The following is a 23,866-nucleotide window of genomic DNA, read 5'->3' as shown; positions in this document are numbered from 1 at the left end:
GCTGGGTTAGTCGATTTTGGATGTAATATTGGGCTATTTTTATTACAACTATTTTTAGTATAATTATGCTTTATTATCATAACCCATACTAGCTTACTCACCATTGTAACAATATATGTCAATTTAATACAGTCACAAACCGTTGAGCTTTGGTAAAACATTTTAACGGTGTTGATCATTTTCGCTAAGCACCCATTCACTTTAGTGTTATGCTGTGATTAATATGCTGCTAGCAGTGGGTATTTCAATAGTGAACACCAGACTAAAAGTGCGATAAGACAGTGACTTTTAAGTATAAAAACTACGATTTTATCTTCACTTATGACAGTGTTTTGATTATTATTTGTCTCAAGCCTTTTACTATCCCATCTGAATTTATTTTAATTTCTTGAATGTTAATGAGTCATTTATGAGCACCCCGTTTAAAGATGTCGCCGCTGAACATGCGGCGTTTAATACCAAAGCCCGTCAACGCATACAGCAAACTGAGTTTATGACCTCAGCACCTACCTTCCGCCTTTGCCCGCCCGATACAGGATTCGAAGTGGCATTCGCAGGTCGCTCAAATGCCGGTAAATCTTCAGCCATTAATGCGCTAACCAATCAGCGACAATTGGCACGTTCTTCTAAAACGCCTGGCCGCACGCAAATGATTAACTTTTTCAGCATTGGCGATACCGATAGACGGCTGGTCGATCTCCCAGGCTATGGTTATGCTGCCGTGCCGCTTGAGATGAAAAAAGAATGGCAAGTGGAGCTAGAGGAGTATTTGGTAGCGCGCTCAAGCCTAGCAGGTCTGGTGTTAATGACCGATATTCGTCATCCGCTAAAGTTCTTTGATGAGCAAATGCTATTCTGGGCAAAAGAGGGGAACCTACCAGTCCATATTTTGCTAACCAAAGCCGATAAGCTTAAATATGGCGCCTCTAAGAACGCGCTACTCAATACCCGTCAAGAACTAAAAAGGTTAGGGCTACACTGTACTATTCAGCTATTTTCGGCACTTAGAAAAGAAGGTCTTGATGAGTTAGCGGGAGTCATGGGAAATTGGTACCAGTACAAACATGGCGAGGAAGAAGTCACTGACTTAGCCCTTAATGAGCAAACCACTACTGAGCTCACTAGCACTGAACTAAAAGGTCTTGAACAAGAAAATATTGAGCAAGAAAGTTCTGAACAAACAGTTATTGAAGAAAAAGACGTGGAACAAAAAGATGCTGAGTAAGCAAAAAGGGGATGTATCTATTATTAGCGATACATCCCCTTTCACTTGGTATAGCTTGTTTACTGTATTCTATTAGGTGCAGCGTTTACTAAGCACATAGCAGTTTAGCCAAAGCTTGCGGCGTCTCTACCTGATAAGTAGGCTGTTGCGCGCTAAGCGCTGCGCTAGCTGCCGTCCCATAATCAACCGCAATACTGGTCATACCCAGTTTATTTGCCATTTGAATATCATAAATACTATCACCGATAAATACCGCATCAGCTATCTGTTTTTGCGTATGGTTTAAAATATCGTTAAGCATTTGTGGATCAGGCTTAGACCCTGATTCATCGGCACAGCGCGTTATCTCAAAATAATGATGACTGCCAGAGGCGTCCAAGACCCGATCGAGCCCCCGACGCTTTTTACCGGTTGCTACTGCCAACTGCTTGCCCTGACTTTGTAAGGTTTGCAGCATATTTTCTATAGGCGTAAAGAACGGCGTACGGTGACTGTTAGGGATATAGTAATCGCTGTAGCTTTGCTGAATTGCTAGCCTTTGCGCATCAGTCGCAGCAGGATATAAGATATCGATCCCAGTGAGTAAACTTAGACCAATGATGTCTTGCACTGCAAGATCGGTAGTAACAAAACCATGCGCCTCTCCGGCCACATGCATCGACTCCACAATTAAGCCTATTGAGTCCATCAACGTACCATCCCAATCAAAGATAATTAACGTTTTATCTGCTAAGTCATGTGCTGTTGACGAATGAGATGTTGATAGTGACGAATTATGATTAATAAGGGGTTCACTCATGAATTTACCTTAGTAAATGGCGATAATATATTGCGAATATAGTCATAACCATATAAATTCGTTACAGGGCCAAACATGGCTGAAGTACTCGGTGTACTATCTGCCCGCGGTTTCTTTATAGCGAAAGTAGCGAGAGTATCTAGTTTCAACTAAATTATAGTAGTCGCTTCTTTATTTTTATAAACAAACGACTGATATGAAGACGGTTACCGTTTCATGATAAACGAGTAATCAGGCTTATAAATAAACGTTTAGAACTTACTCAGGCAGCTCAGTTGACTCTGGCAACAAGCTCGAGATATCTTCTGGTAGCGGCGCAGTAATCGTTTTATAACCCGGAATATCTAAGCGCCATGCATGTAAGCACAGACGATGAACGCCTGACTTGTCATGTACATGATACTTAGTATCACCTAAGATGGCATGACCAATATGGGCTAAATGCACCCGTATCTGATGTGTGCGTCCGGTGAGCGGTAGGGCTTCTATAAGGCTTACCGGCTGATTTGCCAGCATAAAGCGTCCATGTACGACAATGTCAGTTTGGCTTTCTTTAGCTTGTGGGTCTTGAGTATCTACCTTAACGCGGCGCTCACCGCTAGCAAGTGTGTAGCGTAGCAGCGGTGCGTCAATACGCTGCTCGTTAACTGCCGGCTGTCCTTTCGCTAAGCATAAATAATGTTTTTGGATGGTTTTGTCTATCAGGTGCTGCTGTAAGCTCTTAAGCGTTGAGCGCTTTTTAGAAATCATCAATAGCCCTGAGGTATCTTTATCAATACGGTGTATTAGCTCTAGGTATTTTTTACCCGTCACTTCGCGCATTGCTTCAATCACGCCAAAGTCCAGCCCACTGCCACCATGTACTGCAATACCTGATGGCTTATTCAGTACCATTAGGCCGTCATCTTCATAGACTACCCGTGCCAGTAAGCTTTTGGCAAACTCGGTACTGATAATTGGCTTATCACGGGTGGCTAGCTGTACAGGTGCAATTCTTACCACATCTTCACGGTGTAATCTATCATGCGCTTTACAGCGCTTATTATTAACGCGAATCTCATCCGAACGAATCATCTTATAGATATGTGGTTTTGGCAAACCTTTTAGCCGGTTGAGCAAAAAGTTATCCACGCGCTGATCGTGCTGATGGCGCGTCACTTCGAGATAATTGACCTTCTCAAAGTTACTAATCTCATCATCGGCGCTTTGCGGACGAGTTTTGCTATTAAAGATGCCAGGGGCTTCATGGGTAGGTGCGTCGTTAGTCATTTTGGAGTTTGTCATTTTTAGTTAGTTATTTACACAAAGATTTGCTATAGTTTAACATGTTGAATGCCAATTGAGCAGAGGCTGCGACAATAATCCTTGTTGCCTTGTATGGCATGTTGCCATTTTAGCGACTCGCGCGTTAGCATGTTGGAGTGTACTGTACAGTAAATGCTAGTATTACCCATCTTAACCAATTTTTAGGGCCTGATGTTTTTAGAATATATATTTAATAACATGCAATGTAATGCCCAATAAATACAATTGATAGAAAATTTACAGAAATTTTAGAGCTTATAGTTCGAGACTGATAGAGTTCAAGACTGATAGATAGTCACGTTACCTACAGTTATATTACATAAAATCTAGTTGATAAATTAGGCAAACGCGCTCATTTATTGATAGATTACAATTTACTCATTTAGCGCATGACCACGACTTGATTTGCTCATCGTTTAGGCAAGCGCAGTTGAGTAAGTGAGGACAGTTAGAGATTAGGATTGATAGTTGCCTGAGTATTGGCGGTCAAATAGATAACGACAATTAAGATAGATATACGACACCGTGCAGATAAGCCGGTCATTTATTCTGTTTGCCAAGTACGCCCCGCGCAATAGTAGCGCAGCAACATCCATAATCGAAAATACTAATGATATTTGACAGATAAATTGATTAATTGACAGATAAAAAGATAGATAAAATCGCTTGACCTAAAGTATTAACCTTAGAACAGAAGCATATCATGCTCTTCATTATAAACTTACAACTTATATAAATAGCGAGCTGACAAATATCAGCCTGATAGCGACATATAGCGTTAATAAGTAAGCATATTAATATCTGGATCTGAATGTTTGATAACATTAAAGTTTGGCTATGACAGCCCTAATGTAAATGATGACAGTCTTACAACCTGCCCTATTTATACTGGTTATTAGCAACAAATTTAAGTTAAGAACCTAAGATTAACAGTAATGTGCAACCGTCATAAAGACGGACAGTTAACCCACAGCCACTTTAGTTGATCGATTTATCGCCTTTAATTAACAGTTAACATCTGTAGAAAATATTAATACTAGCCCCACTTGCTACTGCCACTACCAAAGCTCTCTCGTCGTCGTTATGCGTACTCATAGGATACTGTTATGAAACGCATTTTGATCAACGCTACTCAAAACGAAGAAATTCGTGTCGCCTTATGTAAAGGCAATCATTTATACGATTTCGACTTAGAAAACCGTACTCGCGAACAAAAAAAATCCAACATCTATAAAGGCCACGTCACCCGTGTCGAGCCCTCGCTTGAAGCGGTGTTTGTCGAATACGGCTCACAGCGTCAAGGCTTTTTGCCCATTCGTGAAATTTCTTCCGAATATCTCAGCGGCAATCCGCGCGATGAAAATATCAAAAAGCTCATTAAAGAAGGCGATGAGCTTATCGTTCAAGTCGAAAAAGAAGAACGTGGAAATAAAGGCGCGGCGCTATCAACTTACGTCTCCCTAGCTGGTCGTTATTTGGTACTGATGCCAAACAATCCGCGTGGCGGCGGTATCTCACGTCAAATCTCTGGAAAACTTCGTGAAGATATGAAGCGCATGCTGGGCAATCTTGACTTGGCAAAAGGTATGAGTGTTATTATTCGTACCGCTGGTATTGGTAAAACTCAAGAAGACTTGCAGCACGATTTGAACCATCTGCTTAATATTTGGCAGGCCATCCAAGAACAAAATCAAAAATATCCGTCACCGCGTCTGGTACATCAAGAGGCAGGCGTGGTTACGCGTGCCGTACGCGATTATCTGCGTGATGACATCGCTGAGATTTGGATTGATAACGAAAACGCTTATATTGAAGCGGCAGGTTTCATTGATGCAGTGATGCCAACACAAGCAGAGAAACTGCGTAAATATACCGACTATGAGCCCATGTTTTCTCGATTTAATATCGAAAAGCAAATTGAAACGGCTTATCAACGCGAAGTCCGTTTGCCATCAGGTGGCTCTATCGTTATTGACCAAACCGAAGCATTGGTCTCTATCGACATTAACTCTGCTAAATCAACCAAAGGCTCAGACGTTGCCGAGACTGCTTATCATACTAACCTAGAAGCTGCTGACGAGATTGCGCGCCAGTTACGCCTGCGTGATATGGGTGGCTTGATTGTCATTGATTTTATTGACATGAATGATAATAAGCATCAAAAAGAGGTCGAAAAACGCCTGGTCGATGCCACTAAATATGACCGTGCCCGTGTTCAGTTTGGTGAAATTTCTAAATTTGGCTTGATGGAAATGAGCCGCCAACGTCTTCGTCCGTCATTAGAAGAGTCGACCGGCTACATCTGCCCTCGCTGTCATGGCAACGGTATGATTCGTGATTTGCGTTCTTTATCGCTATCAATTATGCGTCAAATTGAGCAAATTGCCTTAAAAGAACGTCAAGGTGAAGTACAAGCAGAAGTACCCACCGATATTGCCGCATTCTTATTGAATGAAAAACGTGACAGCTTGGTCTATCTTGAACAAGACAGTGGCACCCGTATCACCATTTTGCCACACGCGCATTTAGAGTCGCCTAACTTTAAATTGCACTTTAATCGCGATGGTTTTGCCCCATCAAGTTATGAGCGCATTACAGATGCGCAGCAGCAAGAGCATAGTGGTCTTGGCTATGACGTTGATTGGCAAACGGCTGAAAAAGAGCGTCCTGAGCAGCAGCCAACCCGTCAACCGCGTAAAGTGTCTGATACCCAAAGCAGTGATACCGACAAGCGCTCAAGCAATCAGCAAAATAGTACCAGCGTTAATAATAACAACGACAATCGCAGCCATAATAGCACTAGCAAAAATGCTCATGCGCCCACCTCTTCGACACGTGCACCGCAAAACAACAACAATCAAAGTAGCAGTAATCAAGGTAGCAGTAATCAAGGTAGCAATAATCAAGGTAGCAATAATCAAAGTAGTAACGCCCAAGATAACACAGCGCCAAGTAATCAGAGTCAGAGTAGCCAGCCTCAACAGACTCAACCCGCCCCTGTACCAGTAGCAGCCCCATCTGCCTCTATTGATCAGCCGCAAGCGGTTGCTTGGTTGTCCAATTTATTCGCTCAAGCCCCGCAAGCACAAACGTCGCATAGCGTCAGTAGCCGTGATGCTGCTGAGGCAATCGAAGCTATCGTAAACACAGGTGCACAAAGCTTAGGCTCATTTGGACAAGTCGATAATAATGCCTTAAGTAGTGCTCCGATTCCATCAGCGGCGCAAACCAGCCATCAAGATGATGATAATCAGTCAAATAATCAACAAACAGAAAATAACACCAATCGTCAGCAGTCAAGCCGTCATACTGATAACAATACGAATACCAGTACGAATAGCAATATTGATGATGATAACAAAGGCGATGACAGAAGAAGACGTAAACCGCGTAAATCAAGAGCATCAAAACCGCACCAAAGAAAAGATCAGCGTGATGAGGCTGATAACGTAGACAGCAGCAATGCTACTAATAGCAGTAGTGTTGATAATAGTAGTACAGAAGCTACTGACGTTAAACAGTCTGATAGTCAAGATAAGCGTGATGACAATAGACGTCCTAGCGATCGCAGCCGTAATCGTCAGAACAATGAACGTAATAATAACGAGCGTAATAACACGGATCGTGATGACTCTAATCGTAATAGCACGGATCGTCAGGACAGCTCTACTTCTGAGGAGCAAACTCGGGCCAAACGTAAGCCAAACAGTCAACGTAGCTCACGAGGTACTCTTGAGCGCGGTGAGACCTTAACTGAACATGATAATGCTCAGCAGAACCGTCAGCAGACGACCACCAATAACAGCAAACCGCAAGCCAATACTCGCCGCAATCAAAACCCTAATGAGGTGATGCTGCAGGTCAATGAAGCGTCGGCTAAGCTTAAATCGCCAGAGGTAGTGCATCTGTCTTTAGATGACAGTAAGTCTGAGCAGCTGACAACTAAGCCTACTGAAAAGCAAACTGCTGAACAGGCTGTCCCTAAAAGCAATGTATCTAAAAATGGTAAAGAGGATATTACTAATCAGCAAAGCGTTGTTGAACAAAGTACTGATAAACAGGGAGAAGATAAGCGTAAGTCTATAACCAGTACGCCAGCTGATACCACTCCTGTTAACGTGATTGAAGATAAGGCACAGTCTAGTGTTGAGACTGCTACTATTGACGACAGTCAACCAACTGTAGATGAGCTGCCGATATCTGAAACCAGTACTGAGAGCCAAAAGCCAGTAGAAGCCATAGCAGATCCAGTACAAACCGTTCCTGAAACTCAGGACGTGAGCACTGATAACAGCAATATTACTGAAGCTGCTGAGACTACTGACAGTGGTGATAAAGGTGACAGTAATGGTGTTGTAGATACTGTCGTAAATAGTGTCACAGACAGTAATGCAGCGCTCGAGCTTACCCATGAAGCGTTATTTGCGTCACGTTATGTGACGGCTACTAAGTTTGGGCAAGCCAGTAACGATCCACGTCTCGTACGTCGCCAACAGGCTCAACTACTAGTAACACCCAAGGTGCAAGCGAATGAACAGACCATTAAAAGTGTACCGGCTATCCGCGGTACGGTCGGCGAGTTTATTCATGCCACCCTCACGGACGCTCAAAGCCACTTGGCCAATAGCGGTGTGATCGGTAGCTTTATTGCAGCGATGACAGCGTATTCTCAGCAATTGTCCGCAACGGAGCAAGCAAATACTGAGAGCAACATTGCTGAGGATGATATTGCTAACAATGCTGATAAAAACGCTCTTAGTAACAGTAGCTTTGATTTTAGCAACTACGGCTATCAGCCCCTCGCGGTAGATTACTTAGCACGCTTTGAAGCAATGACTCAAGCGGTCAGCCAGTTTGCAGCAGCGCAAGGTAAAACGTCGGTTGAACCACGCGCTATTAGCAAACGTGCCAGCAATGACCCCCGAGGTCAACATCCTGACTATCGTCAACCAGAGCAGGAGCAGGCCGTATTAACAGTACCTAGCGAGAGCGAGCAACTAAACCAGTCAGATAAAGACCCTAGCGAAACAGTAATTGCGTCGCCTACGTCTGTACAAGCTGAGGTTGTAGCGGAGGCAAGTCTAGTTGTTGATGAGCCTAACCAAGTTGATGAGCATGGACAATTTGATGCGCATAACGTGCAAGCAACTGCATTGACCGGGCAAGTACAGGCCGACGATATTAGCGCTGAAAGCGAGCATTTGTTACAAGCTGATCAAGCTTATCTTGATAACGCAAAGCTTGATGAACCAGCTCCTACTGATATCGAGGCAATGAAGGAAGAGTTAGCCAAAGAGGACAGTCAGGCAAATAAGTCTAAAACGACCATTGCCAGTTATAAAAACATGATCGAGAATGTGGCTGAACAATTATCGCCCCAAACTGGTATGTTTAATCTAACGACCCCAAAAGTCCCTAAGGCGCGTAGCCGTAAGCCTAAGACTGAGCATAAAAAGCCGACGCAAGCTGAAAAATTAGAAACGGATAATTCAGATAGCGACAGTTAATTAGTAGCACCGATATAAGATGATTTTCTAAAAATCCTTGCTACTAGCTCAAAAGTAAAAGCCCCAAAGTTGTCAGCAACTTTGGGGCTTCTTTATATTTTAAATATCGTATTTTATGATCAAATAGCGAATAAAATTACAGCCTTCACATGATCGTAACCTTTCGAAATCAAGAAATATTAATGGGTAGAAGATTCGTTTTTACCGCGTATTTTACCAATGATGGTCACGATAGCAACGACGGCTGCGCCAACAATTAAACCCACCAACGCATTCAATAGCATAGTCGTCATGCTCTCAAAAACCCCGGTCAAATGTGCCAGATCCTCTACCTCATGATGTAAAAAATCAATACCGTGCACTAATATACCGCCACCCACTAAGAACATCGCTAACGTACCGGCAATAGATAAAAATTTCATTAGTTTTGGTGCCGCAGCTAATAGAAATTCCCCTATTTTTTGTTTGGCATTACCTGATTGTTGCATCAAATAAAGACCTAGGTCATCGATTTTAACAATGCCGGCAACTAAGCCATACACACCAATAGTAATGGAGATTGCAATAATAGAGAGTACCAAGCTTTTCTCTAATAAGGTTGCACTGGCTGCTGCCCCTAGCGCAATAACGATAATTTCTGCTGAAAGAATAAAATCTGTGCGGATAGCGCCTTTTATTTTTTGCTTTTCAAAGGCCACTAAATCGATCGTTTCATCAGCATTGGCTTGTAAACGCGCGTTTTGTTCTTCATCATGCGGTAAAAGATGCGGCCAAAACTTATGAATGACCTTCTCCGCCCCTTCATAGGCTAAAAACAGCCCACCACACATCAACAAAAACGTGACTAATGGCGGATAGATAGTGCTGATCAGTAGCGCTGCTGGCACTAAGATAAGTTTATTAATGAATGAGCCTTTGGCTACTGCCCAGACCACAGGCAGTTCACGATTTGCTTTAACTCCTGTCACCTGTTCAGCATTGAGCGCTAAATCATCGCCCAATACGCCAGCCGTTTTTTTGGCGGCAACTTTAGTCATGACAGAGACGTCATCTAGTATCACACTGATATCATCAAGTAGGGTTAATAAACTGGCACCTGCCATGCGCACTCCTTAGCGACAATTCGCTTAAATAAATAAAGTTAGAATAGCTTATATAATGTTATAAAATAATACTATTGGCGATAGCCTACCTAGGCTCAAAGCGGTATGACATAGTATAAATGTATCTTACTTTTAATTTCTCTATATTTATTTATCGTTAGTATTACAGGCGCGACCTTCTAAGTGCTTGTGGCTGTCATTTATAAAAACATGTTAATATATAACGATTTATCACTGCTTAATATTCGTAACTGATTTAGCAAAAATTATTAAATAGTGCCACGCTTACCACCTAAGAAAGCAGCATTTAACCTTAGACTGTATTAACTTTTTAAGCGTTAATAGCGCACTTTTTTACAACGACATTATGATTAGGCACGCCTGCCTATAGGAAACGTTATATGTTCTTTTCTGCTTCTAAAATTAACCCGCCTGCTAACAGGCTTGCTCGTAATAAGTTATCTCGTGCCATGTTGAGCGCATTAGTAGTGATTGTCGCAGCGGGCTGCTCTAATAATGCCGCAGATGCTACAAGCACTAGCAATACCAATATCGTTAATAGTGCACAAGCAAAAACCAGCGCAGCCGTGACAGCAAACGGTAGCGATGCAGCGGTGGTCAAAGCCCTACAAGCCAATCTAAAAACCTCTGGTATTGAAGAAAGTATTATCTCAGCGGTGCCCACAGATATGGATGGTATTTACTGGGTGACTGCCGAAGGATTACCCGCATTTTTTACCGATAAGTCAGGCAAGCATATTATTCAAGGACAAATCATCGCAGTTGGACAAGGGGAACCCGTTGATATCAGTGGCGCATTGGTTGCACGTACAGCTCAAGATGCCCTTAAAGCGGTCAATAAAAAAGATATGATTATTTATCCAGCAAAAGGTGAAACTAAATCGGTGGTTTATGCCTTTACCGATGCAGATTGTGGCTACTGCCGTAAACTGCATGAAGAGATGGACGATATCAATGCCCGCGGTATTGAAGTACGTTATTTAGCATGGCCGCGTAGTCAAGAGTCGATTCCTAAAATGGAAGCTATTTGGTGCAGTGAAGATCGCAACGCGGTGATGGATAAAGCCAAAACAGGTGCAAACGTGACCGCTGCCAGCTGTAACAGTCCGGTACAAACACAAATGGCGCTGGGTGCAAGTCTTGGCGTACGCGGAACCCCTGCCATCTTTACCGAATCTGGTCAGCAAGTCGGTGGTTATCTACCTGCCGCACAACTGGCACAAGCCGTGGGTATTAAATAGTAGCAATTGACATTGTATGGACGTCGCAGACGATTGCCGATATGATACGATAAAGCATAATAACGATAGTAGTTAGATTGATAAGTTAGACTACTGTTTTCTTAAACTATAATAGCTTAGTTGATACAGTAGTCTAACTTATCACCCGCTTTCCCATTCATCTATTTAACTTCTTGAGGATACTGTGAGTAAACCCATCAAACTAGCGATACTTGGCCTAGGTACCGTCGGTACTGGCGTGATCAATCTAATCAACGATAACTTAGACGAGCTAAAACGCCGTAGCGGACGCGATATTGTCATTACCGAAGTCGGCACCCGCCGTCAGCGTGATGATATCGAATCCAGTATTATCCAAAACAGCGATCTGATGGCAACCGCTGCCAGCGACAATGTTGATATTGTTATCGAAGTGATCGGTGGCACGACGCTTGCTAAAGACGTCATCATGCATGCCATCAAACATGGCAAACATGTGGTGACCGCCAATAAAGCGCTACTGGCTGAGCATGGCAATGAAATCTTTGCCTTAGCCGAGGCACACAATGTGCATGTGGCTTATGAAGCAGCGGTTGCTGGCGGTATTCCCATTATTAAAGTCATACGTGAGGCGCTTGCTGCTAATAAAGTCGATTGGTTGGCTGGCATTATTAACGGTACTGGCAACTTTATCATGAGCGAAATGCGTGATAAAGGTCGCCCCTTTGCCGATGTGCTAGCAGAAGCACAAGAGCTAGGCTACGCCGAGGCTGATCCTACCTTTGATGTTGAAGGTATCGATGCGGCGCATAAACTGGCGTTATTGGCCTCTATTGCCTTTGGTATTCCATTACAGTTTGATAAAGTCTACTGTGAAGGTATCAGAAACATCACTTTGCAAGATGTCAATTATGCTGAAGAGCTTGGCTACCGCATCAAGCATGTGGGCTTTGCAGTACGTCGTGAGGGTGACTCTGACCATCCTGATAGCGCAGGTATCGAGCTACGTGTGCATCCCACTTTAATTCCACAAGATACGCTGTTAGCTAACGTTAATGGTGTCAAAAACGCAGTGTTGGTTAATTCACATCCACTCGGTCAGACCCTCTATTACGGTGACGGCGCTGGCGCTGGCGCGACCGCTTCTGCAGTGATGGCGGATGTTATGGACTTAGTACGAGTGCTAGGGACTAACGACCGTGGTCATCATGTACCGCATTTGGCTTTTATCCCTGAAGCGCTCTCCAACACTCCGATATTACGCCCAGAGCAAATGATCACCGGCTATTATCTGCGTGTTCATGCCTATGATAACCCTGGCGTACTAGCAGATATCACCCGCATTTTGAGTGATGCTGGTATTAACATTGATGCGATTTTACAAAAGCCTGCGCACAAAGTCGGCCAAGTACCAGTGATTATCTTGACCCTGCCGGTGGTCGAAAGCCAAATGAACCTAGCGATTGAAAAAATTGAAAAGCTGAATGCCGTCACTGATAAAGTGGTGCGTATCCGTTTAGATGAACTGGCTTAAGCACTCAGTGAGTGTACGCTTGTTTACTAGAAACTTGATTATTGACTATCAAGGGTGCATTATATTGATGATACTTTGCTACCACTTAGTATAACATGAGGTTTATTTACCCTAATACTTGGCGAGTAACTGAGTTTAAAAAGTAAATTATTTTAATAGATGACTTAGATTAAGTGATCTAATAAGTGACTGAGTCAAATCAAAAACATGCAAACAAGGAAAAATAACGATGTCAAATGATGCAATTGTAATTGTTAATGGCGCGCGTACGCCGATGGGTGGTTTTCAGGGCGTACTAAAAGACATGAGCGCTTCTGATTTAGGCGCAGCAGCCATTAAAGCAGCCGTTGCACGCTCAGGCGTCAGTGCAGATAGCGTTGATGAAGTCATTATGGGCTGTGTCTTAACCGCTGGTCTTGGTCAAGGTCCTGCCCGTCAAGCCATGCGTAAAGCCGGTTTGCTTGATGCAACAGGTGCGGTAACCATTAATAAACTATGTGGTTCAGGTCTCAAAGCCGTCATGCAAGCACACGATGGCATCAAAGCTGGTAGCTTTAATGTGGCGGTTGCAGGTGGCATGGAGTCGATGACCAATACCCCTTATCTTATGCCAGGCGCGCGTACTGGATATCGTATGGGTCATAAAGAAGTCAAAGACCATATGTTCCTAGATGGTTTAGAAGATGCCGAAACCGGCAAATTAATGGGCCAATTCGCGCAAGATTTGGCAAATGAGAGAGGTTATACGCGCGAACAGATGGATGAATTCGCTATTGAATCACTCAATCGCGCTCTAACGGCCATCAAAGAGGGCCATTTCGCAAAAGAAATTGAACCGGTTACTTTTAGTACTCGTAAAGGCGAAAAAACGGTTGATACCGATGAAGAACCTGGTCTTGCTGATGCTGAGCGTATCCCAACATTACGTCCTGCTTTTGCTAAAGACGGTACCATTACAGCAGCCAATGCCAGCTCTATATCAGATGGTGCTGCAGCAGTAGTAGTAATGAAAGAGTCACAAGCAAAATCAGAGGGCCTTGATTACCAAGCACGTATCATCGCGACCGCATCAAAATCACGTCATCCAAGCGAATTTACTATCGCCCCGATTGGCGCTATCGAAAAAGTCTTAACCAATGCGGGCTGGTCAGTTGATGATGTCGATTTATGGGAGATCAATGAAGCCTTTGCTATGGTGACCATGGTTACTATGGATGAGCTTAAGATTGACCATGCTAAAGTAAATATCGAAGGCGGTGCTTGTGCTCTTGGTCATCCGATTGGCTGCTCTGGCGCGCGTATCTTAGTGACATTAATCAACTCACTACAGCGTACAGGTGGCAAAAAGGGCATTGCTACTTTATGTATCGGCGGCGGCGAAGCGGTTGCGGTTGCTATTGAACTGGCTTAAGTGTCAGTAGTATTTTAAGAAATTATTATTTAATAGGCTATGTTCAGAAATTTTTAGCCTCTATTTTTTAATTCATATTATCCTTTTTATATTGATTACCGCATCGCCTACGCGCTATGCGGTTTTTTTGTCGCAAAAGTTAAGCAGTTGTTGATTAGTAAAAGTGTGTTTGACTGTCAATCTAACCGACAAACAATAAGCACTACGAGTAGATAGATAAAAAAATTTATCACTGTAAAAAAGCGTTAACTTATAGCGCTGCCATGTTATGCCACTTACAGCCTATTACACGCGTTTACGTCAGATGAACACTTTGCTACCTCGTGCATATATCTCATTTAAAAAACCAATGCTACGATAATTATAAGTTGATTCAGCGGTTGCTTGCTATATTCATGGTCTACTTTATGAATGTTACACTTGACAATCGCAGCAGTAAGAGCAAGTAGAAAAACTAAATTACTCTTATTGTTTGCCAATACTACTATTGATAAATATAATTTTTAATACGGGTAATGGCAAGTTTCTAACGACAGATTTATAACTGGCGTTGTTGTTTAACGCTATTGTTTTGAGTTTTACTTTTAACCACTTATACATTTACTCATATAGAAGGAAGCCAATAATGAGCCAACTTATTCGTTTACAAGATATCCAAGCCACTCACCGTGATCTTATTGGTGATGACTATTATGACCCAACAGGCAAAACTGCTTATGGCGTCGATGAAGACAAAATTGGTAGAATCGATGGCGCATTGGTAGAAGATACCACTGGTCGTATCCGTTATTTGATCGTTGATGCAGGTGGTTGGTTCACCTCAAAAGAAGTGTTAGTACCAGCAGGTCTGGCTCGTATCGTTGGTGATGACGTCTTCTTTGATAGCTTGACTAAATCACAAGTTGACGCCATGGAATTATATGACCATGACTATCAGTATAGCTACAAAGAGCAGTATGAAAACGACCGTAAAGCCTTCGTCGCCGACACTATTCCTGCTGAAGACCGTATGGAAATGAAAGATGCTAACTACGAAGCGCCAAACAAACTTGAGCTATTAGAAGAGCGTTTGACCGTCAATAAAGACCGTATCGTTGCCGGTTTGGTTAAAGTTGGTAAGCATGTGGTTACTGAAGAGCGTAACGTCAATGTTGATTTAGAAGAAGAGCATGCTCACATCGAACGTACCAACGTTGATCGTCCAACAGACCGCCATATCGGTGATGTCGATGGTAACGAAACTATCGAAGTTGAACTAGAAGCAGAACGGGCTCGCGTTAGTAAAGAAACTTATGTTGCAGAAGAAGTGAGTGTTGGTAAAACAACTGAACGTCATAGTGAGACTATCGTTGAGACTATCCAACGCGAAGAGCTTGATATTGACCGTGATGGTAATGTGGTTGACCGTGAAGGCAACCTTGTAGATCGTGATGATATCACTGCCGAAGATGTACGCCGCGCTCGTGGTATGTAAGAGGCTAACCTGTCCCTACTTTATATAAACGTCTCAACTGAGATAAAAATAAAGGCAATACAGATAAGCAGCTGAGTCTCTTGGCTCAGTAAATTAAGGCCAGAGCCCGTCTCTGGTCTTTTTTTATGCCCAGCTAATTTCGCTGTCAATTTATAGTACAGATTGGGATAATAAGCTTCTACCCTGCCATCTAAAAGCTCTTAATTCTAATTATAAGGAATATACTCATGAGTACCAATAACAATGCTAATAATAACAATCTTGCTGATGATCAAAGCTCTAAAACTACCTTGCCATTAGCGAATACGACTAAAATAACAAACCATACTGCCGATAATAAATTGCCAGCACCCAGTGATATATCAGAGATTAATAATAAAACAGCAGCTATCAAAGTACGTGATGATGGTGGATATTTAGAGCTGTTAGAAGAACGCCCCGTCGTCAATAAAGAGCGCTTAGATATTGGCAAAGTGACCGTCACCAAACATGCTCGTACCAAGACCATTACTGTCCCTATCGAGCTAATCGAAGAATATATCACCATACAAACTGACTATTATGATGCCGAAAGTCAAGATATGTTAACAGGCAGTTATGATGACAAAGATATATTGCGTCATATCGAGCCGTCGTTAGACAGTAATGCCGTTGTGACTATCAATGGCAAGCAAGTTGAGATTGGGGAAGCACCTGTTGAGATAATCATTTCACGCCAAGTAGCGACCATCACTAAAGATACTTATGCCATTCAAGAAGTCGAGATCAATAAAACTACCCATACCCATACCGATAGTATTCAGGTTGAGCTCAAACACGAAGAGCTTGATGTGCAAGAAGAGGGTTTTTTAGAACATGAAGCCGGACGCACTCCTAAAAAATAATGTTCATACTAAGTCAATATGACCGACACTTAGTTAGATAATATTTTATTAAATTCTAAAAAATAGCCATAAAAAAAGCAACGTTCGTGTTGCTTTTTTTATTTGAGTGATATGAAGCTACCTATAAACATCTGCCTTTACAATACCACTTATTCTGCTTTGTTACATTCATAAGTATTGACGTTTGACTGATCAGCACCCGCGGTACGCATGACACCTGTAGCCCGCGATTCATGAGCAACACGCCACTGAGTAAAGCCCTCGCTACCATCAATAGCGGTTGCCACTTCAAATACTTCAGGATTAGTACCTTCATTGGTTTTGGTCAAGGTTACGATGCCCATATCCGTATCAACCACAACCTGATTGTCTTCCTCTTTATAAGTCGCCTCAACTTTTAGCTCAGGTGAGCATAAATAGGTCAACTGGGTCACACCCGTGTTTACAGTGGCGATGGTATCTTCTTCCACTTCATTAAGTGTCGCATTGTCAGTTGCGGCTGGCATATCATTTGGCTCAGCAGGATCAGCTGACATCGGTACTGACTCTTCTGCATTGATGCTATCTTCTAGGCTTGAATCAGGCTCTTGTTGTTGACAAGCACTGATGCTGATAGCGCTTGCTAATACGCCAATAAGAAAGACAGAACGATGTGAATACCCAAAATTCATAATTATCTCCTAAATTGATATGATAAATACTATAGCGTGTCCGCATAATCACGCCTATGTTGAATTTGTAATAATATAATCAAATCCCATAAAAATACCCATAGCTGTTAACAGCTACGGGCATCTGATACGTATCTTGTCGACTATTTATATCAATAAGGATATAAATCCTGATATCAAAATTAAAGTAGTAAAAGTCAGGCTAATAATTAAATTTTACCGTGACATTGCTTATACTTAAGCGCAGAGCCACACGGACAAGGGGCATTACGGCTGATATTCATACCGGCATAAGGATTGGGTTCAGCGTCAGTGTTACTACCATCAGCCGCCGCATTCATGCCAGCTGCTGCCACGCCACCACCAAGATTGACCCGCATCTGACCGTTAGCACGCGCGTCTTGATTGGCATTGTCTGGTTCTGGTTGCGACTCACCGGCTAAGTTATCCACGTCATTATGCTCAAATTGCATCTGCATCTGCGCCGCATCTGCACGCTGCTGAACTTCTAAGGCCTCAAGCTCTGCTTTGGTTGGAATATGCACACGTGACAAGTCTTGCACGGTCTCGGACTTAATCGCTCCTAACATCATTTGAAACAATTCAAACGATTCACGCTTATATTCCTGCTCAGGGTTCTTTTGCGCATAACCGCGCAAGTGAATACCTTTACGCAGCTGATCCATTTGCGTTAAATGCTCTTTCCAATGTTTATCGAGACTTTGTAGCATAAAGTGACGCTCAAGCTGAGCCGCACTTTGTTCACCCATTTGCTCACGGCGACCATGATAATGCTCAAGCGCGGTATTAATAATCTTCGCACGCAGCCCTTCTTCATCAAGACGACGATCTTCATCTAACCAGTCATTGAGCGGCATATATAGCTTAAATTCACCTTCAAGCTCATCTTCAAGTCCGTCAACATTCCATTGGTCATCGATAGAGCCTGGCGGGATAAACTGATTAATCATGGCGTTATAAACTTCATTATGCATGATTTCAAGCGCTTCTAGTAAGTCCATATCATCGAGCAAATCATCACGCTGACCATAAATAACTTTACGCTGCTCATTGGCCACGTCATCATATTTTAGCAAGTTTTTACGGGCATCAAAGTCGCGGCTCTCAACCTTACCTTGGGCATTTTCGATCGATTTTGAGACCATTTTATGCTCAATAGCTTCATCTTCGGTGAGCCCCATCGCACGCATCATGTTGACCACGCGGTCACCGGCGAAGATACGCATCAAGTCATCTTCTAATGATAAGAAGAAACGCGACATGCCTGGATCCCCTTGACGACCAGCACGACCACGCAGCTGGTTATCAATGCGGCGGGATTCGTGACGCTCAGAGCCCACAATATGTAGACCGCCAGCATCGACCACTTGGTCATGCTTCACTTTCCATTGGGCTTTTAGGCGCTGCATTTCCTCCGGACTGACTGATTCAGGGTCTTCGATAAATGACTGCCAGTTACCGCCAAGGATAATATCGGTACCACGACCTGCCATATTGGTGGCGATAGTAACGGCTTTTGGGCTACCCGCTTGCGCAATAATATCCGCTTCGCGTTCATGCTGTTTGGCGTTGAGGACGTTATGCTTGACGCCTTCTTGATCTAATAAATAGGACAATTCTTCACTGGCTTCAATCGTTGCCGTACCAACCAATACCGGCGCGCCTTTGGCCTGAATCTCTTTAATCTCGCGGATAATACCTTTGTATTTACCAAGCTTGGTTAAAAATATCTGATCATCCATATCAACCCGAGCAATAGGCTCATGAGTTGGAATGACGATAACGTCTAGATCATAAGTCGATTTAAATTCCGCAGCTTCAGTATCGGCCGTACCGGTCATGCCAGATAGCTTGTCATACAGACGGAAGAAGTTCTGAAAAGTCGTGGTCGCTAGCGTTTGATTTTCAGCTTGAATCTCGGCATTTTCTTTGGCCTCTACTGCTTGATGTAGACCCTCTGACCAGCGGCGACCGGGCATAGTACGACCGGTGTTTTCATCAACGATAACCACTTCGCCTTCATCGACGATATAATGGACATTTTTGACAAAGACATGATGGGCGCGAATAGCGGCTTGGACGTGGGCTAATAATGGCAGACGACTGGGGCTATATAAACTTTCATTTTCGCCCAGCTCACCAACTTCGATTAAAAAGCGTTCGATTTTCTCATAGCCTTTTTCACTAATCTCAATCTGACGGTTCTTTTCATCGATCCAGAAGTCTTCTTCTTCGTTATTCTTGTTGGCTTCTTCATCTTTTGAGCGTATCAGCACCGGAATGATGGTATTGATCAGCGCATACATCCGCGATGAGTCTTCGGCTTGGCCTGAAATAATCAGTGGCGTCCGCGCTTCATCGATAAGAATAGAGTCAATCTCATCGATAATACAAAAGTTTAGAGGACGCTGTTTTTTTTCTTGGAGGCTAAACACCATATTATCGCGCAGATAATCAAAACCGTATTCGTTATTGGTACCGTAGGTAATATCCGCTTGATAAGCATCGACCTTATCTTGCCCCGGCTGCTGTGAGTAGATAACCCCAACGCTCAGTCCCAAAAAGTTAAATAATGGACGGTTTAAATCCGCATCACGGGCGGCTAAGTAGTCGTTGACAGTAACCAGATGTACGCCTTTGCCACTAATACCATTAAGATAAATCGCCAAAGTTGCCATCAAGGTTTTACCTTCACCGGTCTTCATCTCAGCGATTTTACCTTCGTGCAAAGTAATACCACCAATTAGCTGTACGTCATAGTGACGCATGCCGGTGATACGCAAGGAAGCTTCGCGGCAAACGGCAAACGCTTCGGGCAATAACGCCTCTAAGCTTTCACCTTTCTGGAAGCGCGCTTTAAATTCGGCGGTCTTTTGTTGCAACTGCTCATCAGACAGAGCTTGCACGTCAGCCTCTTGGGCATTGATCTTAGTGACCACTTTACGCATACGTTTAAGTTCACGTTCATTCTTGGTACCAACCACACTGCCTACAATCTTTGATAACATAATTTTTTAACCTATGGAAATATTCGATAATCAGCACAAGGTAAATAAAGGCTAGCCTGCTGCCCTTTTATCACTCGCCTAAGTATCACCCAATTAAGTGTGTCGTCATTATATATGGTTATGGCGCTGAGGGATACAAGGGCAATCAGCAGATATTTGCCCACGTCAAAACGTAGCAGATCATGTTAAAATAGAACTTATTTCGCCACCATTTTTCTATTATTATTAATTATTTATCTCATTAATTTAATAACTATACACAGTGAATATTAAATAAAATAGAGTCGAGGCATAAACTCGCGTAACGGGTAAAACATTTTCTGGCTTGCTGTGTGACTGCGTCACTCCAGAGGCTGCGAAAATTTCTCCCAATCACGCGGTATCCATTTTATAAATAGCATTTTATTTAAGCGTAAACAGTTAAAAAACCTATTAAGCCCAGACTTATGTGAGACTCTGTATGCCCGTTAAGCCATCTGTCCAAAATAATAATTCATCCCCTCAAAACTCAGTAACTAATGGGTCAATAAACACCTCATCTAAGCCATTGGTAATAGGCAATGCTGTCTATAATTTGGCGGACCATACACCGATGATGGTGCAATATTTGACTATGAAAGCCGACTATCCACAGGCGTTGCTACTGTACCGAATGGGCGACTTTTATGAGCTGTTCTTTGATGATGCCAAACGCGCCGCAGAGCTGTTAGACATTACCCTTACTCGCCGTGGTACCGATAAAGCCGGTAATACGATTGCCATGGCTGGCGTGCCGTTTCATGCAGCGGATAGCTATATGGCACGGTTGATTGCCGCTGGACAAATGGTAGTGGTCTGTGAGCAAATTGACGAATATACTGATGGTGCAGTGAACTTTCCTAGCCTTCCTAATGTGGGCGAGAAAAGTAAAAAAAATAGTAATGATGCTAATAAAAATAACACGGGTAGCAAAGCCAAACCGGCCACTATCATGCGCCGCGAAGTGGTCAAGACCCTCACCGCTGGCACTATTACCGATGATGCACTCATTGCACCCAACCATACGCCTACTGTGGTCGCTATTGATATCGATATTCCTAAAAAAGGCAACAGCAAGCAGCCACTCCAAGCAGCAGTCAGTCAAATGGACTTAGCGGCTGGAACTTTGACTACCCAAACGCTCAGTGCCGCGACTGATGACATTGAGAGTCTACAAGCACAAATGCTCACGGTGTTAGCACGCTTTGCGCCCAGTGAATGTATCGTCAGCGAAGCCCTCAATGACAACAGCTACGAGGAATGGCTACTGTGGCTACGGAGTAAGCTCGATTGTCCCATTATAGAAGTGGCTGCGACCGACTTTCACCGTGACCATGCGACAGCAACGCTCTGCCAGCAGTTTGAAGTACAGCGCCTTGATGGATTGGGTATTGCAGAAACTCCACTGGCGCAGTCCAGCTGTGCCGCCCTTATTCATTATGCGCGGCAAACTCAGCAGCGCCATGTCCCGCAAGTAAATCAATTGATTGTTGAGCATAACGATGACTATCTGATCATTGATGCCAACAGCCAGCAAAACCTGGAACTGTTCGCGCCCGTTAGTGCTAATGGTACCTCATTAATATCGGTCCTTAATTATTGTAAAACTCCAATGGGACGACGATTACTAATACAGCAAATGAAGCGCCCCCTGCGTCAACACGCGCGTATCAATCAGCGCTTAGATGCGATATCTAGTCTATTAAGTGGCCTGCTACAAACAGATAATGTGACTGATAGTTTAGACAATACTTTGGTCACAAATCTACGCGAGACCCTAAATACTATCGGTGATATTGAGCGTATCAGTAGCCGTATCGGACTAATGAGCGCCAAACCACGCGATCTACGCAAGCTTGCCGATGGGATTGCTAGTAGTGGTCAGCTCACTGCCCTACTGACCAAATCCGGCATTCATCATGAACGCCCCGGCCTATTATCGATGCTGATGCAGCAATTACCTGCGCAGCTACCCGCCGTACAAGCAGTCGCTGAGTTGATTGAGCGTACCATTATCCTAGAACCACCTGCTCATATCCGTGATGGCGGCATGCTGGCAGCAGGATTTGATGAAGATTTGGATCGCCTAACCCATCTACATGACAATATTCAAGCAACGCTGGATGAAATGGCAGAACGTACCCGCCAAGCACACCAACTGCCGAGCCTAAGAGTAGGCTTTAATAAAGTCAGTGGCTTTTATTTTGAGCTGCCAAAAACGCAAGCTAAAAACGCCCCTAGCCACTTTATTCGTCGGCAAACGCTGAAAAATAGTGAACGCTTTATCACTGATGAGCTAAAAGAAGTTGAGACCGAATATTTGAGTGCGCAAACCTTAGCACTGGCACGTGAAAAGCAGTTGTATCAACAAATCCTTACTACTCTGAGCAGCCATTTAGCGGAACTGCAACAACTGAGTGCTGCTATCGCGCAACTCGATGTGTTAAGCAATTGGGCACAACTGGCCCATGTCCATAACTGGCAACGTCCGGTAATGACTAATAGCTTAGATAATAAAAAATCAGACAATACAAACAGTAGCCAACAGAAAATCAGCTTTCATAGCGCAACCAGCATCGATATCAATGCCGGCCGCCATGTGGTCGTTGAAGCCGCTCTCAACCCAACATATAATAATGCTGACCATAAAAGCGCTTTCGTTGCTAATGACTGTCAGCTCGGTAGCTCCCGTGCCAGCAATGGTAATACTAATGGCCACCCTGAACGGTTAATGATCATTACCGGTCCAAATATGGGCGGCAAATCTACTTATATGCGTCAGACTGCGCTCATTGTCCTGCTCGCCCATTGCGGTAGCTTTGTGCCGGCATCTAGTGCCCATATCGGCGATATCGATCGCATCTTTACCCGCATCGGTTCTGCTGATGATTTGGCAGGCGGTAAATCGACCTTTATGGTGGAGATGATTGAGACTGCCAATATTCTTAACCTTGCTACGGACAAATCATTGGTGCTGATGGATGAAGTCGGGCGCGGTACGGCAACCACTGACGGACTGGCCATTGCTCATGCTTGTGTTAATCGGCTATTAGAAATTGGCTGCCTGACCTTGTTTGCGACCCATTATTTTGAGTTGACGCAATTGCCACAGCAACATAATGGTATCCGTAACGTGCATGTGGCAGCCAGTGATATTGATGGACAACTGTTGTTACTACATCAAATTCGAGAAGGTGCGGCAAGCTCAAGCTTTGGGCTGCATGTCGCTAAGATGGCAGGCATTCCTGTCCGAGTGCTTAATGATGCCAAACGCTATCTGATTGATACGCTCGCTGCTGATCAGCCGAAAGCCACTGATGAAAAAACTGACTTAGCTAAGTCAGGAAATGATAAACATCACTCCTGCACTCAGGATATTGTGACTAGCAATATTGCTCATACTAAGGTTCAAAGCAATGTTTCAGGTTATAATCCACAACAAAAACAACTGCTTAGCTTATATGATAAACTTAATGCTCTTGACCCTGACAGCCTAACGCCCAAGCAAGCCCATGATATGCTGTATAATCTTAAACAACTTATTAATCAGTAAAGGGGTTTGTTAAATAGGCGTAAAGGCGCTAAAATACGCTTTATTTTTTATTTAAACGCTTTCGTTTATTTAAACACCTTTTTTATTTAAATCCTTCTTTAGCCATTTTTTA

Annotated in this window: 13 protein-coding genes; 8 read left to right on the top strand and 5 right to left on the bottom strand. The window is 43.4% G+C overall.

The window, feature by feature from the left end:
• Positions 1 to 409 precede the first annotated feature (409 nt).
• Positions 410 to 1,225 (top strand): ribosome biogenesis GTP-binding protein YihA/YsxC, encoded by an 816-nt coding sequence (yihA, locus tag AAEY88_RS08225; RefSeq protein WP_350561295.1) that lies wholly within the window; start codon positions 410 to 412, stop codon positions 1,223 to 1,225.
• An 88-nt stretch (positions 1,226 to 1,313) separates the two neighbouring features.
• Here the strand turns inward: yihA and AAEY88_RS08220 are convergent, their stop codons facing one another.
• A complete protein-coding gene (locus AAEY88_RS08220; protein ID WP_350561293.1) occupies positions 1,314 to 2,024 on the bottom strand; it encodes an HAD-IA family hydrolase in 711 nt (236 codons plus the stop codon).
• A 258-nt stretch (positions 2,025 to 2,282) separates the two neighbouring features.
• Positions 2,283 to 3,293: an RluA family pseudouridine synthase gene (locus tag AAEY88_RS08215; protein WP_350561291.1), complete on the bottom strand. Its 1,011-nt coding sequence runs from the start codon at positions 3,291 to 3,293 to the stop codon at positions 2,283 to 2,285.
• A 1,142-nt stretch (positions 3,294 to 4,435) separates the two neighbouring features.
• Here AAEY88_RS08215 and AAEY88_RS08210 point away from each other — a divergent pair.
• Positions 4,436 to 8,836 (top strand): Rne/Rng family ribonuclease, encoded by a 4,401-nt coding sequence (locus AAEY88_RS08210; protein WP_350561289.1) that lies wholly within the window; start codon positions 4,436 to 4,438, stop codon positions 8,834 to 8,836.
• Between the two features lie 179 nt (positions 8,837 to 9,015).
• On the opposite strand, the gene AAEY88_RS08205 is transcribed toward AAEY88_RS08210, so the two are convergent.
• Entirely contained in the window at positions 9,016 to 9,939 is a 924-nt protein-coding gene (locus AAEY88_RS08205; protein ID WP_350561287.1) for a DUF808 domain-containing protein, read from the bottom strand.
• Positions 9,940 to 10,340: 401 nt separating this feature from the next.
• Between AAEY88_RS08205 and AAEY88_RS08200 the strand changes: the two genes are divergently transcribed.
• The 5 genes from AAEY88_RS08200 to AAEY88_RS08180 all read left to right on the top strand — a co-directional run bounded on the left by AAEY88_RS08200 (position 10,341) and on the right by AAEY88_RS08180 (position 16,483).
• The gene (locus AAEY88_RS08200) at positions 10,341 to 11,201 is read left to right on the top strand and encodes a DsbC family protein (RefSeq protein ID WP_350561285.1); all 861 of its coding nucleotides are present in this window, start codon (positions 10,341 to 10,343) and stop codon (positions 11,199 to 11,201) included.
• A gap of 184 nt (positions 11,202 to 11,385) precedes the next feature.
• A complete protein-coding gene (locus AAEY88_RS08195) occupies positions 11,386 to 12,714 on the top strand; it encodes a homoserine dehydrogenase (protein ID WP_350561283.1) in 1,329 nt (442 codons plus the stop codon).
• A 229-nt stretch (positions 12,715 to 12,943) separates the two neighbouring features.
• Entirely contained in the window at positions 12,944 to 14,125 is a 1,182-nt protein-coding gene (locus tag AAEY88_RS08190) for a thiolase family protein (protein ID WP_350561282.1), read from the top strand.
• A 625-nt stretch (positions 14,126 to 14,750) separates the two neighbouring features.
• Positions 14,751 to 15,599, top strand: a complete 849-nt coding sequence (locus tag AAEY88_RS08185; protein ID WP_350561280.1) for a PRC and DUF2382 domain-containing protein — start codon at positions 14,751 to 14,753, stop codon at positions 15,597 to 15,599.
• A gap of 227 nt (positions 15,600 to 15,826) precedes the next feature.
• A complete protein-coding gene (locus AAEY88_RS08180; protein ID WP_350561278.1) occupies positions 15,827 to 16,483 on the top strand; it encodes a YsnF/AvaK domain-containing protein in 657 nt (218 codons plus the stop codon).
• Positions 16,484 to 16,632: 149 nt separating this feature from the next.
• Here the strand turns inward: AAEY88_RS08180 and AAEY88_RS08175 are convergent, their stop codons facing one another.
• On the bottom strand, positions 16,633 to 17,154 hold the full coding sequence (locus tag AAEY88_RS08175; protein ID WP_350561276.1) for a hypothetical protein: 522 nt from the start codon (positions 17,152 to 17,154) through the stop codon (positions 16,633 to 16,635).
• Between the two features lie 209 nt (positions 17,155 to 17,363).
• Positions 17,364 to 20,183: a preprotein translocase subunit SecA gene (gene secA / locus AAEY88_RS08170; RefSeq protein ID WP_350561274.1), complete on the bottom strand. Its 2,820-nt coding sequence runs from the start codon at positions 20,181 to 20,183 to the stop codon at positions 17,364 to 17,366.
• Positions 20,184 to 20,643: 460 nt separating this feature from the next.
• Between secA and mutS the strand changes: the two genes are divergently transcribed.
• Entirely contained in the window at positions 20,644 to 23,754 is a 3,111-nt protein-coding gene (gene mutS, locus AAEY88_RS08165) for a DNA mismatch repair protein MutS (protein ID WP_350561272.1), read from the top strand.
• Positions 23,755 to 23,866 lie beyond the last annotated feature (112 nt).

Origin of the sequence: Psychrobacter sp. CAL346-MNA-CIBAN-0220 (assembly GCF_040309805.1) — a bacterium.
Taxonomy (GTDB): domain Bacteria; phylum Pseudomonadota; class Gammaproteobacteria; order Pseudomonadales; family Moraxellaceae; genus Psychrobacter.
Note: the sequence above shows the minus strand (reverse complement) of the source record. Positions and strands in the feature narration are given on the sequence as shown.

Excerpts from the sequence above, each read along its gene's own strand:
- yihA (WP_350561295.1), top strand. The coding sequence starts at position 410 with ATGAGCACCCCGTTTAAAGATGTCGCCGCTGAACATGCGGCGTTTAAT.
- AAEY88_RS08220 (WP_350561293.1), bottom strand. The coding sequence starts at position 2,024 with ATGAGTGAACCCCTTATTAATCATAATTCGTCACTATCAACATCTCAT.
- AAEY88_RS08215 (WP_350561291.1), bottom strand. The coding sequence starts at position 3,293 with ATGACTAACGACGCACCTACCCATGAAGCCCCTGGCATCTTTAATAGC.
- AAEY88_RS08210 (WP_350561289.1), top strand. The coding sequence starts at position 4,436 with ATGAAACGCATTTTGATCAACGCTACTCAAAACGAAGAAATTCGTGTC.
- AAEY88_RS08205 (WP_350561287.1), bottom strand. The coding sequence starts at position 9,939 with ATGGCAGGTGCCAGTTTATTAACCCTACTTGATGATATCAGTGTGATA.
- AAEY88_RS08200 (WP_350561285.1), top strand. The coding sequence starts at position 10,341 with ATGTTCTTTTCTGCTTCTAAAATTAACCCGCCTGCTAACAGGCTTGCT.
- AAEY88_RS08190 (WP_350561282.1), top strand. The coding sequence starts at position 12,944 with ATGTCAAATGATGCAATTGTAATTGTTAATGGCGCGCGTACGCCGATG.
- AAEY88_RS08185 (WP_350561280.1), top strand. The coding sequence starts at position 14,751 with ATGAGCCAACTTATTCGTTTACAAGATATCCAAGCCACTCACCGTGAT.
- AAEY88_RS08180 (WP_350561278.1), top strand. The coding sequence starts at position 15,827 with ATGAGTACCAATAACAATGCTAATAATAACAATCTTGCTGATGATCAA.
- AAEY88_RS08175 (WP_350561276.1), bottom strand. The coding sequence starts at position 17,154 with ATGAATTTTGGGTATTCACATCGTTCTGTCTTTCTTATTGGCGTATTA.
- secA (WP_350561274.1), bottom strand. The coding sequence starts at position 20,183 with ATGTTATCAAAGATTGTAGGCAGTGTGGTTGGTACCAAGAATGAACGT.
- mutS (WP_350561272.1), top strand. The coding sequence starts at position 20,644 with ATGCCCGTTAAGCCATCTGTCCAAAATAATAATTCATCCCCTCAAAAC.